The sequence below is a fragment of the Sphingomonas echinoides genome, from assembly GCF_029623395.1.
In the GTDB taxonomy this organism is placed as follows: domain Bacteria; phylum Pseudomonadota; class Alphaproteobacteria; order Sphingomonadales; family Sphingomonadaceae; genus Sphingomonas; species Sphingomonas echinoides_A.
In genome coordinates, this window is record NZ_JAPYKK010000020.1 from 40,204 (window position 1) to 52,118 (window position 11,915).

Consider the following 11,915-nt stretch of genomic DNA (forward strand, 5'->3'; position numbering starts at 1 on the left):
GTCATTCCATTTCGAGAATGACCGCGTCGACCGCCAGACTATCGCCGGTCTTGGCGTTGACCGCCTTGACCGTCCCGGCCTTTTCGGCGCGCAGTATGTTCTCCATCTTCATCGCCTCGACTACCGCGAGCGGTTGCCCCGCCTCGACCTTGTCGCCCACGCCGACGTCGAGCCGCATCAGCAGGCCCGGCATCGGGCACAGCAGGAACTTGGACAGATCGGGCGGGATCTTTTCGATCAGATGCTGCGCAAAAGGTGCGACATGCGCGGGAAGTACGCGCGCATCATGGCTCGCGCCGCGCGTGGTGAGGCGGAAGCCGCCGCGCGTGCGGACGATCTTCACGCTCAGGTCGGTGTCCTCGATCTCGGCGTGCACCATCCGGTCGCCCGGGGTGTATTCCAGCGCGATATCCAGCTCTTCGCCATCAACCGTGACGCCGTCGGTCGAAATGTCGACGACATGCGTGGCCTCGCCGATCTTGACCGCCCATTGCGCGGGCGGGCGCAGCCGCTTGCCGAGTTGGCCGTCGATGCGGCGCGCCCGATCCGCCTCGGCGGTCGCGGCGAAGGCAGCGATCGCGGACAAGTCGCGGATGAGCTCGGGCGATGCAGGCGCGCCGTGGAAGCCGTCGGGATATTCCTCGGCGATGAACCCGGTCGTGATGGTGCCCGACCGGAAGCGCGGGTGCTGCATCAACGCGGATAGGAAGTCGATGTTGTTGCCGGGGCCGGTGATCTCGAACGCATCGAGCGCGGCGATCTGCTCGTCGATCGCTTCCTCGCGCGTCGGCGCCCAGGTGATGAGCTTGGCGATCATCGGGTCATAGAAGATGCTGACCTCGCCCCCCTCGCGCACGCCATCGTCGACACGAACGTAAGCTCCCTCTTCTCCTTCTTGCCCCTCCCCTTCAGGGGAGGGGTAGGGGGTGGGGGCGGTCTCACCGAGACTGCCGGTGGTAGAGTCCGCTGCACGGCCCCACCCCAACCCCTCCCCCGAGGGGGAGGGGCTAAGCGCGGCATACGGCGTCCCCACACTTTCCGGCGGCTGATACCGCACCAGCCGCCCCGTGCTCGGCAAGAACCCGCGATACGGATCCTCGGCATAAACCCGGTTCTCGATCGCCCACCCCTTGAGCGTCACATCGTCCTGCGAAAACGGCAGCGCCTCACCCGCCGCCACCCGGATCATCAGCTCAACCAGATCCAGCCCGGTCACCGCCTCGGTCACCGGATGCTCGACCTGCAGCCGCGTATTCATCTCGAGGAAGTAGAACCCCTCGCCAGTCGTATCCGCGCCCGAGACGATCAGCTCGACCGTCCCCGCCGAAAAATACCCGACCGCACGCGCGAGCGCGACCGCCTGCTCGCCCATGCTTTTACGCATCTTCGGCGTGACGAACGGCGACGGCGCTTCCTCGACCACCTTCTGGTGCCGCCGCTGGATCGAACATTCGCGCTCGCCGAGATAGACGATGTTGCCGTGCTGATCGCCCATCACCTGGATTTCGATATGGCGCGGCGATTCGATGAACTTCTCGATGAACACTCGATCATCGCCGAACGACGCCAGGCCCTCGCGCTTTGTCGCCTCGAAGCCCTCGCGAACATCCTGTTCGGCATAAGCAAGCCGCATCCCCTTGCCGCCGCCGCCCGCGCTGGCCTTCATCATCACCGGATAGCCGATGTCGGTGGCGATCTTCACCGCTTCCTCGGTGTCGGCGATCTCACCGAGGAAACCGGGGACGACGTTGACGCCGGCCGCCTTGGCGAGCTTCTTGGACTCGATCTTGTCCCCCATCGCGGCGATCGCCTTGGGCGGCGGCCCGACGAACGCGATCCCGGCATCGGCGCAAGCGCGCGCAAAGCTCTCGCGCTCGGACAGGAAGCCGTAGCCGGGATGGATGCAGTCCGCGCCGGTTTCCTTGGCCGCAAGCAGGATCAGGTCGGCGAGCAGATAGCTGTCGCCCGCCGGCGGCGGCCCAAGACGCACGCTTTCGTCCGCCATCAGCACATGCGGGCTGCGCGCGTCCGCGTCGGAATAGACCGCGACCGTGGCGATCCCCATCTTCTTTGCGGTCCGCATCACGCGGCAGGCAATTTCGCCGCGGTTCGCAACCAGGATTTTCTTGAACATCGCTCGCCCTAAACTGTGCCGTCTCCCCGACCGGATGCCGGGTGCGGACTGATCGTTATTGGTACCAGATCATCGATTTGAGCTGCGCGGTGCGCGCCCGCGTCATGCTGGTCCGACAGGCCGCCATCGTCATGCCCTGCGCCGACCCGCCCGCATATTGCCCGCCCTCGATCACGCACTGCGTGTCGCGAAACTTGAGCCAAGCACGCTGGCTCTCGAGCAGCGCGCCCGCATAACCGAACCCGCCGCCGCGCGACGTGTCCTGCGCGTCGCGGCGCTTCATGTACGCGTAGGTCCGCTTCCACTGCGCGGTCATCCCGGCATCCGCCTGCGCATAGCTCGACCCGGCGGTGCGGTTCATCGCCGCCTGAGTCTGGACCGGCGCGGCCGTGGCCATCAGCAACGTGATCAACAGCATGTCTTTTCCTTCCGCATCGGTTCTTCCCCAACCATCGGGACAAGCCCGAGCTTGGCCAGCAACGCGGCGTCCTTGTCGTCGCCGGCATTGCCCGTGGTGAGCAGCTTGTCGCCGGTGAAGATCGAGTTCGCGCCCGCCATGAAGCACAGCGCCTGCGTCGCATCGGACATGCTCTCGCGCCCAGCGGACAAGCGCACCATGCTCAGCGGCATCGTGATCCGCGCGACCGCGACGGTGCGGACGAACTCGATCTCGTCGATCGCGGCGAGCGGCGTATCGGCGAGCATGTTGCCGAGCACCGTGCCCTTGACCGGCACCAGCGCATTGACCGGCACGCTCTCCGGGTGGCGCGGCAAAGTGGCGAGCGCATGAATGAAGCCGACGCGATCGCCGCGCGTCTCGCCCATCCCGACGATCCCGCCGCAGCACACGTTGATGCCAGCTTCACGGACGTGCTCGAGCGTATCGAGCCGGTCCTGGAAGGTTCGCGTGGTGATGACCTCGGCGTATTTCTCTGGGCTCGTGTCGATGTTGTGGTTGTAATAATCGAGCCCCGCATCGGCGAGCTGCTCGGCCTGGGCGGGCGTCAGCATGCCCAGCGTCATGCAGGTTTCCATCCCCATCTGGCGGACGCCCTGCACCATCTCGATGATCGCGGGCATGTCCTTGTCCTTGGGGTTGCGCCACGCCGCGCCCATGCAGAACCGCTGCGACCCCGCGTCGCGCGCCTGCGCGGCGGATTGCAGGACAGCGCGGACGTCCATCAGCTTGCTGGCCTTCAGCTCGGTGTCGGCGCTGGCGGACTGGTTGCAATAGCCGCAATCCTCCGGGCAACCGCCGGTCTTGATCGACAGCAAAGTGCACAGCTGCACCTGCCCCGCGGCATGATGCGCGCGGTGCGTGGTCTGCGCGCGGAACATCAGTTCGTCGAAGGGAAGATCGAACAACGCGGCGATTTCCTGGCGCGTCCAGTCGTTCCTGGTCCGCCCCTCCCCTTCAGGGGAGAGGATGGGGGTGGGGGAAGTCTCACCGAGCCCGACGTCGGTTGAGTCCGCTGCACGGCCCCACCCCAACCCCTCCCCCAAGGGGGAGGGGCTTCGAACGGCGGTCAGTCCATCAGTCATTCCACATTTCCCTCAACCGGGGGCATGTTATGCCCCAGCAATCGCAACACTTCGCCCGCCGCCTCGACCAGATTGGTCCCGGGCCCGAAAATCCCCCGCACGCCCGCATCGCGCAGCACCTGATAATCCTGCGCGGGGATCACCCCGCCTGCGATCACCTTGATGTCGCCGCGCCCCGCCTCGCGCAGATGCCCGATCAGCTCGGGGATCAGCGTCTTGTGCCCCGCCGCGAGCGACGACGCGCCGACCACGTCGACATCGCGCGCGATCGCGAGCGCGGCGGCCTCGGCGGGCGTCTGGAACAACGGCCCCGGCACCACCTCGAACCCGAGATCGCCGAACGCCGACGACACGAGGTTCGCGCCGCGGTCATGCCCGTCCTGCCCCATCTTCGCGACGAGCATCCGCGGGCGACGGCCATTGCGCGTCTCGAGCGAGACGACGCCTTCCTTCAGCCCCTGCCACGCCGCGTCGAACTCATGCGCGCCGCCGTAGATGCCCGAAACCGGCGTCGGCACGGTATCGTAGCGTCCGAACACATCCTCCATCGCGGAAGAAATCTCACCGAGCGTGGCGCGCTGGCGAGCGCATTCGACCGCCAGTGCGAGCAAATTAGATCCTCCCCCAACGGGGGAGGGGGACCGCCCGGCTTCTTCAGCCGGGTGGTGGAGGGGTTCTGCCGCAGGTGCCGCGCCCGGATCGACCCCTCCACCGTTCGCTGAATGCTCACGGTCCCCCTCCCCCGCCATGGCGGGGGAGGATTTGCGCGCACCCTCGCGCAAAGCGTTCAGCGCCGCCTGGCACTTCGCCTCGTCACGCCCGGCCTTCGACCGTGCAATCCGCGCAATCTGCGCCTCGCGCACCGCAACATTGTCGACGTCGAGAATGTCGATCGGGTCCTGCTCGGACAATTTGTACTTGTTGACGCCGACGATGACGTCCTCGCCCTTGTCGACCCGCGCGGCACGACCGGCAGACGCTTCCTCGATCATCGCCTTGGGCCAGCCCGCCGCGACTGCCTGCGCCATCCCGCCCTCGGCCTCGACGCGCTGGATGATCTCCCACGCCTTCTCAACGAGTTCCTCGGTCAGGCTCTCGATATAATAGCTGCCGCCCAGGGGATCGACGACCTTGGTCATCCCCGTCTCTTCCTGCAGCACGATCTGCGTGTTGCGTGCGATCCGTGCGGAGAAGTCGGTCGGCAAAGCGATCGCCTCGTCGAGTGCGTTGGTGTGGAGCGACTGCGTCCCCCCCAGCATCGCCGCCATCGCCTCGACCGTGGTGCGGATCACGTTATTATACGGGTCCTGCTCGGTCAGCGAGACGCCGCTCGTCTGGCAGTGCGTCCGCAGCATCTTGGAGCGTTCGTCCTTCGCGCCGAGATCGGTCATCACGCGGTGCCACAGCTTGCGCGCTGCGCGCAGCTTGGCGATTTCCATGAAGAAGTTCATGCCGATCGCGAAGAAGAAGCTCAGCCGTCCCGCGAACGCATCGAGGTCGAGCCCCGACGCCATCGCCGCCTTGGCGTACTCGCGCCCGTCCGCGATCGTGAACGCCAGCTCCTGAAGCTGCGTCGCGCCCGCTTCCTGCATGTGATAGCCGGAGATCGAGATAGAGTTGAACTTCGGCATATGCGCCGACGTATAACCGATGATGTCCGAGATGATCCGCATGCTCGGCGCAGGCGGATAGATATACGTGTTGCGGACCATGAACTCCTTGAGGATGTCGTTCTGGATCGTCCCGTCGAGCAGATGCTGCGGCACGCCCTGCTCCTCGCCCGCGACGATGAAGAAGGCGAGGATCGGGATCACCGCACCGTTCATCGTCATCGAGACCGACATCTTGTCGAGCGGAATCCCGTCGAACAGGATCTTCATATCGTCGATCGTGTCGATCGCGACCCCCGCCTTGCCGACATCGCCGGTCACCCGCGGATGGTCGCTGTCATAGCCACGATGCGTCGCCAGATCGAACGCGACCGACAGCCCCTTCTGCCCAGCGGCCAGGTTGCGGCGATAAAAGGCGTTGGACGCCTCCGCGGTCGAGAACCCCGCATATTGCCGGATCGTCCACGGCCGCCCCGCATACATCGACGCGCGCACGCCGCGCGTGAACGGCGCGAAGCCGGGGAGACCGGGGTCGATCTCCGCCACGTCCGCCGCGGTGTACAGCGGCTTGACGTCGATCCCTTCGGGCGTGTGCCAGGTCAGGTCCCTGCCCTTGACCTCCTTCGCCGCCGCCGCCGCCCAGGCGTCCAGCGTCGGGCGCGTGCTCGGCTCGGGAAGATCGCGCGGGGCCGGCGTGCTGCCGGCATCCTCACCCGAATTGGTTTCAATCTCTACCATCAGGTTCCTGTGAACTGTGGCTTTCGTTTCTGCAAGAAGGCCATGCCGCCTTCGATCGAATCGGCGGTCCCGCGGACATGCCGCTGGTTTTCGGCCTCTTGCAGCATCGCCGCAGCGTAATCGGCTTCGTAAGCATGCCGGATCTGGCGCCGGATCAGCCCCATAGCGACGGTCGGCCCGGCGGCGAGCCGTTCCGCCAATGCGACCGCTTCGGCATCGAGCACGTCGTCGGCCACGACCTTGTGGATCATCCCCCAATCGAGCGCCTTTTCAGCAGGAACGCGTTCGCCGAGCAGCATCATCTCGGTCGCGCGCGCACGGCCGATCAGCCGCGGGAGCATCCACGACGCGCCGCCATCGGGGACGAGCCCGATGTTGACGAACGCCTGGAGAAAATAAGCGGCCTCGCTCGCGACGCAGAAATCGGCGGCGAGCGCGAGGCTGCACCCGATCCCGGCGGCGGGCCCGCGCACCGCGCTGACGACGGGGACGGACAGGTCGGCGATCGCGGCGATCGTCGGGTTATACGCTTCGGTCAATGCCTTGAAGGTAGTGTTGCCGGGGTCGTCGCTCCCGAGCGCGCCGCCGCCGACGTCGGCGCCCGAACAGAACCCCCGCCCCGCCGCCGCGATCAGCACCGCGCGTGCGCCGTCGAGCGTGGCGAGCGCGGCGCGGAGGTCCGCGAACATCTGCGGCGGGGCGGCGTTGAGCCGGTCCGGGCGGTTGAGCGTCACGATCAGCACATCGCCGCGCCGCTCGGTCTGGATCATCGGGTCGGGCATCGGTTTGTCCTTGGAAACGTTGGCCGCGTGGTAGCGTAAGGCGGGGCTTTGTTCACGCAAATCCATTGGTTGAAGAAAACGGGATCGCCGCCTCCTTCCGTCATCCCGCGAAGACGAGAGGTTTGCAAAACTGTCCGTCATCCTGAACTCGTTTCAGGATCCAGCCCTCCACGAGTCCGGACTGAGCCCGTTGCGCGGTGGATGCTGAAACAAGTTCAGCATGACGGCAGCTTGTGGGGCAAGGGGGCACGATCAAACCTTCGATTGCCTTGCAAAGGTCTCGCCTTCGCCGGGGGGCAGGGCGGACGACACGCACCCCTCACCCCGCCGCCGCCAGCGCCGCGAGCAACAGCAACGCCACGATATTCGTAATCTTGATCATCGGATTCACCGCCGGCCCCGCGGTATCCTTATACGGATCCCCCACCGTATCCCCCGTCACCGCCGCCTTGTGCGCCTCGGACCCCTTGCCGCCGTAATTGCCATCCTCGATGAACTTCTTGGCATTGTCCCACGCGCCGCCCCCCGACGTCATCGAGATCGCAACGAACAGCCCGGAAACGATCACGCCCAGCAACATCGCGCCCAAGGCAGCAAACCCCTCGGCCTGCCCAGCGACGAAAGTAATCACGAAATACACCAGGATCGGCGACAGCACCGGGAGCAACGACGGCACGATCATCTCGCGGATCGCCGCGCGCGTCACGAGATCGACCGTCCGCGCATAATTCGGGCGGCTGGTGCCGAGCATGATCCCCGGATTGTCGCGGAACTGCGCGCGGACCTCCTCGACGACAGCGCCCGCCGCGCGCCCGACCGCGGTCATCCCCATCGCGCCGAACAGATAGGGCAGCAACGCGCCGAGCAGCAGCCCGACGATGACGTAAGGGTTGGACAAAGCAAAATTGACCGTAAGCGTCGGGAAATCACGCGCCAGATCCGACGTATAGGCATTGAACAGCACCAGCGCTGCTAGCGCCGCCGACCCGATCGCATACCCCTTGGTCACCGCCTTGGTGGTGTTGCCGACCGCGTCCAATGCATCGGTGCGATGCCGCACGTCATCGGGCAGCCCCGCCATCTCGGCGATCCCGCCCGCATTGTCGGTCACCGGTCCATACGCATCGAGCGCAACCACCATCCCCGCCTGCGCGAGCATCGCGGTCGCGGCGAAGGCGATCCCGATCACCCCCGCCAGTTGATACGCCGCGATCACCGCGACGACGATCACCAGCGTCGGCAGCGCGGTCGATTCGAGGCTGATCGCGAGCCCCTGGATCACGTTGGTGCCGTGCCCCGTCTCGGACGCCTTGGCGATCGAGCGGACCGGGCGGAAGTTGGTGCCGGTATAATATTCGGTGATCCACACCAGCAAGCCAGTCACCGCCAGCCCGATCATCATGCACCAGAACAATTGCATGCCGGTAAAGCTCGTCGCCGCCATCCCCGCGATCGCTTCGGGGGTGGCGGCGTCAAGGAAGGCGTTGCCGCCGATCCGCGCATCCATGTCCCCAAGTGTGTAGCGCGTGACGATATAAATCGCCGGGATCGACAGGCCCACGCTCAGCCAGAACCCCTTGTAGAGCGCCCCCATGATCGTGCCCGACCCAAGCCGCACCGCATAGGTGCCAAGGATCGAGGTCAAAATGCACACCCCACCGACGATCAGCGGCAGCGTCATCACACTCAGCAAATGATCCGCATTCTTGAGCGCGAGCGCGACCGAGATCATCGTCACGCCGATCGTGACGACATAGGTCTCGAACAGATCCGCCGCCATCCCCGCACAATCGCCGACGTTATCGCCGACATTGTCCGCGATCGTCGCGGGATTGCGCGGGTCGTCCTCGGGAATTCCCGCCTCGACCTTGCCGACCAGATCCGCGCCGACGTCCGCCGCCTTGGTGAAGATGCCGCCGCCCAGCCGCGCGAAGATCGAGATGAGCGATGCGCCGAACGCCAGCGCGGTCAGCGCCTTGACCACCACCGGCGCGCCCGCGTCGGCACCGTTCGGCCCCGCGAGATACAGGAACGTCCCCGAGATCGACAGCAACCCGAGCCCCGCAACGAGCAACCCCGTCACCGCGCCCGAGCGGAACGCCATCGTCAGCCCGCCCTGGAGCGAGGTCCGCGCCGCCTCGGCGGTCCGCACGTTCGCGCGGACTGAGATGTTCATCCCGACATACCCCGCCACGCCCGACAGCACCGCGCCCAATGCAAAGCTCAGCGCGGAGACGGGCGTCCGCATCCCGTCGAGGAACACCCACACCAGCAGCAGGACGATGACACCGACCACCGCGATCGTGCGATATTGCCGCCCGAGATAGGCCTTCGCCCCCTCCTGGATCGCGGCGGCGATATCCTGCATCTTTTCGTTGCCCGCGGGCGCTCGGAGGACCTGCTGGCTGGTGATCGCGCCGTAAGCGACGGCGATCAGGCCACAGATGATGGCGGCATAGACGATCGTCATGCGTTTCCTTTCCCTGAGGGTTGGCAAGGATCGTGACTGCGGTCTCGTCCCCGCTCTTGGGGGTCATCCTACAGGTGGAGGACGGGTTGGCAAGCGCGCGCGGCTTGGGCTTACCGGTTGTGCTGAAACCCAAGATTGCCGGGGATCGGAACGGCTTCGGTTTCATCGACGAGCATCAGGCCATTGCCGGCGGCGAACAGGCCTACGCATGTCGCCGCACAAGGGACAGCGACGCCGGGGGGGGCTGCGAACAACAGCTGGTAATCGTCCCCCGCCGTCGCTGCTGCGAGCCTGGCGGCGCGGTCATCCCCGGCAAAGGTGCGATAGGCGTCGGAGAGCGGGACTTTGGCAAGATCGACCGTGACGGCAAGGCCACTTGCCGCGCCCATCCTTTGCGCGTCGATCAGCAAACCGTCGGAAACGTCCATCATCGCGGTGACGACGCCGGCCAGAGCACGACCTTCGACGAGACGTGGCTCCGGGCGGCGATAAGCGGCGAGCAGCGCGGCGGGACCGACCGTCCCTTGCGCCACGCTGAGTCCGGCCCCGGCGTCCCCGATCGTACCGGTCACGTACAGCATGTCCCCGGCGCGCGCGCCGGTCCGGATCGGTGCGGCGCTGGCCTGGCCAATCGCGGTCAGCGTGATGACTCGGGGGGCATGCGCCGGCAGCGATACGGTATCGCCACCAAGGAGCGGCGCGGCGAGCATCGTCAGGGCGTGCGCGAAGCCTTCGAGGAAAGCGGCGTCCCAGTGTCCCGCCCCCTCCGGCGAAGACGGTACCGCCCGCAGCGGATAGTTGAGCATTACCCCCAGCGGCACCGCCCCCTTGGCGGCGAGATCGGACAAGTTGGTCGCGACCAGCTTCCACGCCACGTCCCCCGCCGGATCGTCGGGAAGATAATGCACTCCCTCCACCAGCGTATCGGTGGTGAGCACCAGATCCCCCAGCCGCGCCGCATCGTCGCGCAGGTCGAGCGCGCCCGGATGGAGCGGGAGGCGGCGCAGCGCCACGAGGAATTCGGCTTCGGTCATGCAATGGGGTCTAGCGGGAGTGCCAGCCCTGCAGGTACGAATTTTTCGGGGTAGCCGCGCCACGCCCCGCAACTAGGGTCTTCGCCATGACCATGACGGCAAGAGACGGAATTGGCACGCTTACCGAGAAGGAGAAGCAAACCCTTCGGCTGATCGTGCGCGGTCATGACGCCAAGTCCACCGCGCGGAGCCTCAACCTCTCGGTCCACACGATCAACGAACGCCTGCGCGATGCGCGCCGCAAGATGGCGGTGTCGAGCAGCCGCGAGGCCGCGCGAATCCTGTTCGAAGCCGAGGGCGAGCGAAGCGCGCCGCCCACCCCCGAATTGTCCGGGGACACGCAAATCGGGGAAGACGCGCCCTCCTCCGCGCCGGATCAGGACGAGGCGCCCGGCAAGGGCGTCGGGCCGGCCGTGCGCCGCCCCGCAATGCTGATCGGAGTCCTCGTCATGACGCTTGCCCTCGCGCTCCTTGCGCTTCTCGCAATGCCGCACAGTGCGCCCCCCGTGCCGCCCCCAGCAGATAGCGCCAAGGCACCCAATGCAGCGGTGGTCGACACCGCGCGCAACTGGCTGGCGCTGCTCGACCAGTCCCGCTGGGACGACAGCTATCGCCTGACCGGCAAGGCCTTCCGCAAGGTCAACTCGGTCCAGATGTGGACGGCGGCGTCGAACACGGCGCGGGTCCCGCTCGGCGGAATGGTTTCGCGTGTGCTGGAGAGCCAGCAATATTTCCCGGCGCCGCCGGAAGGCTATCAGGTGGTCAAGTTCCGCACCGCCTTCGCGAACAAGGCGGAGGCGATCGAGACGGTCACGCTCGAACAGGAAGACGGCGGCTGGCGCATCGTCGCAGTGACCATCGACTAGCGATCGCTGGCAGATCGGGCGCGAGGGCTCACTCCTCGCGCTTCGCTCCGTCGAGCAGCCGCGCCTGCCGCTCGGCCTCGACCGCCGCGGCATCGCGCTCCGCCTTGGTCCGCCCGAACGCGGCGCGGTTGACGGCGGCCCCTTCCGCCGCCGCATCGCGCGCGCGGGCCTTGCGCGCGCGGCGGAGGTTGATCACCTCCGCCATGCTCAGCCGCGCACGTCCTTGGCGATCGCGTCGAGCAGGCCGTTGACGAACCCCGACTCGCGCTTGTCGAAGAACGCGTGCGCGACGTCGACATATTCGGTGATGACCGCGCCGGTCGGCACGTCCGCACGCGCCAGCAATTCATACGTCCCCGCGCGCAGGATCGCGCGCATCGCCTTGTCGAGCCGCGCGAGGTTCCACCCCGCCGCCAGCTTGCCCGCGATCGCGGTGTCGATCTCGGACAGGCGCGCGGTCGTGCCCTTCACCACGTCGTCGAAGAAATCGACCTCGGGCTCGGCATATTCGGCATCCTCGATCGTCGCGCCGAGGCGGTGATTGTGGAATTCGTGGAGCAGCACCGGGATCGCGGTGGCTTCCATGTCGTGCTGGTACAGCGCCTGGACGGCGGCAAGGCGAGCGGCGGCACGCGCCTTCGAGCGCGGGGCGGTGCGGGGAGTGGAATGGGAAGACATTGCGCGGCCCTTAAGCGAAAAAGCCGCGGACGGGAACCGTGGGTTTTACGCGGGGGGCCAA

10 protein-coding genes are annotated in these 11,915 nt (G+C 66.6%); 1 reads left to right on the plus strand and 9 read right to left on the minus strand.

Annotated elements, in window-relative coordinates:
* Window position 1: 1 nt before the first annotated feature.
* The 7 genes from QBJ92_RS12785 to thiL all read right to left on the minus strand — a co-directional run bounded on the left by QBJ92_RS12785 (window position 2) and on the right by thiL (window position 10,310).
* Window positions 2-2,134, minus strand: a complete 2,133-nt coding sequence (locus QBJ92_RS12785) for an acetyl-CoA carboxylase biotin carboxylase subunit (RefSeq protein ID WP_277970086.1) — start codon at window positions 2,132-2,134, stop codon at window positions 2-4.
* 55 nt (window positions 2,135-2,189) lie between these two features.
* Entirely contained in the window at window positions 2,190-2,552 is a 363-nt protein-coding gene (locus tag QBJ92_RS12790; RefSeq protein ID WP_277970087.1) for a lysozyme inhibitor LprI family protein, read from the minus strand.
* Window positions 2,543-3,676, minus strand: coding sequence for a biotin synthase BioB (gene bioB / locus QBJ92_RS12795; RefSeq protein WP_277970088.1), 1,134 nt, complete (start codon window positions 3,674-3,676; stop codon window positions 2,543-2,545). The genes QBJ92_RS12790 and bioB overlap by 10 nt, the downstream gene beginning before the upstream one ends.
* Complete coding sequence (scpA, locus tag QBJ92_RS12800) at window positions 3,673-6,024, minus strand: methylmalonyl-CoA mutase (RefSeq protein WP_277970089.1); 2,352 nt, start codon at window positions 6,022-6,024, stop codon at window positions 3,673-3,675. The genes bioB and scpA overlap by 4 nt, the downstream gene beginning before the upstream one ends.
* Window positions 6,024-6,806 carry an enoyl-CoA hydratase-related protein gene (locus QBJ92_RS12805; protein ID WP_277970090.1) on the minus strand — a complete coding sequence of 261 codons (783 nt, stop codon included), beginning with the start codon at window positions 6,804-6,806 and terminating at the stop codon, window positions 6,024-6,026. Before QBJ92_RS12805 ends, scpA begins: the two co-directional genes overlap by 1 nt.
* 319 nt (window positions 6,807-7,125) lie before the next feature.
* Entirely contained in the window at window positions 7,126-9,276 is a 2,151-nt protein-coding gene (locus QBJ92_RS12810) for a sodium-translocating pyrophosphatase (protein WP_277970091.1), read from the minus strand.
* A 110-nt stretch (window positions 9,277-9,386) separates the two neighbouring features.
* On the minus strand, window positions 9,387-10,310 hold the full coding sequence (gene thiL / locus QBJ92_RS12815; RefSeq protein WP_277970092.1) for a thiamine-phosphate kinase: 924 nt from the start codon (window positions 10,308-10,310) through the stop codon (window positions 9,387-9,389).
* An 86-nt stretch (window positions 10,311-10,396) separates the two neighbouring features.
* Here thiL and QBJ92_RS12820 point away from each other — a divergent pair, with 86 nt between their 5' ends.
* Window positions 10,397-11,176: a helix-turn-helix domain-containing protein gene (locus QBJ92_RS12820; protein ID WP_277970093.1), complete on the plus strand. Its 780-nt coding sequence runs from the start codon at window positions 10,397-10,399 to the stop codon at window positions 11,174-11,176.
* A 28-nt stretch (window positions 11,177-11,204) separates the two neighbouring features.
* Here QBJ92_RS12820 and QBJ92_RS12825 read toward each other — a convergent pair whose 3' ends face one another.
* A complete protein-coding gene (locus QBJ92_RS12825; RefSeq protein ID WP_277970094.1) occupies window positions 11,205-11,381 on the minus strand; it encodes a DUF4169 family protein in 177 nt (58 codons plus the stop codon).
* A 2-nt stretch (window positions 11,382-11,383) separates the two neighbouring features.
* Entirely contained in the window at window positions 11,384-11,854 is a 471-nt protein-coding gene (gene nusB / locus QBJ92_RS12830; RefSeq protein WP_277970095.1) for a transcription antitermination factor NusB, read from the minus strand.
* Window positions 11,855-11,915 lie beyond the last annotated feature (61 nt).

Bases quoted from the DNA above. Each gene is read 5' to 3' on its own strand.
- QBJ92_RS12785 (WP_277970086.1), bottom strand. From the start codon at position 2,134: ATGTTCAAGAAAATCCTGGTTGCGAACCGCGGCGAAATTGCCTGCCGC.
- QBJ92_RS12790 (WP_277970087.1), bottom strand. From the start codon at position 2,552: ATGCTGTTGATCACGTTGCTGATGGCCACGGCCGCGCCGGTCCAGACT.
- bioB (WP_277970088.1), bottom strand. From the start codon at position 3,676: ATGACTGATGGACTGACCGCCGTTCGAAGCCCCTCCCCCTTGGGGGAG.
- scpA (WP_277970089.1), bottom strand. From the start codon at position 6,024: ATGGTAGAGATTGAAACCAATTCGGGTGAGGATGCCGGCAGCACGCCG.
- QBJ92_RS12805 (WP_277970090.1), bottom strand. From the start codon at position 6,806: ATGCCCGACCCGATGATCCAGACCGAGCGGCGCGGCGATGTGCTGATC.
- QBJ92_RS12810 (WP_277970091.1), bottom strand. From the start codon at position 9,276: ATGACGATCGTCTATGCCGCCATCATCTGTGGCCTGATCGCCGTCGCT.
- thiL (WP_277970092.1), bottom strand. From the start codon at position 10,310: ATGACCGAAGCCGAATTCCTCGTGGCGCTGCGCCGCCTCCCGCTCCAT.
- QBJ92_RS12820 (WP_277970093.1), top strand. From the start codon at position 10,397: ATGACCATGACGGCAAGAGACGGAATTGGCACGCTTACCGAGAAGGAG.
- QBJ92_RS12825 (WP_277970094.1), bottom strand. From the start codon at position 11,381: ATGGCGGAGGTGATCAACCTCCGCCGCGCGCGCAAGGCCCGCGCGCGC.
- nusB (WP_277970095.1), bottom strand. From the start codon at position 11,854: ATGTCTTCCCATTCCACTCCCCGCACCGCCCCGCGCTCGAAGGCGCGT.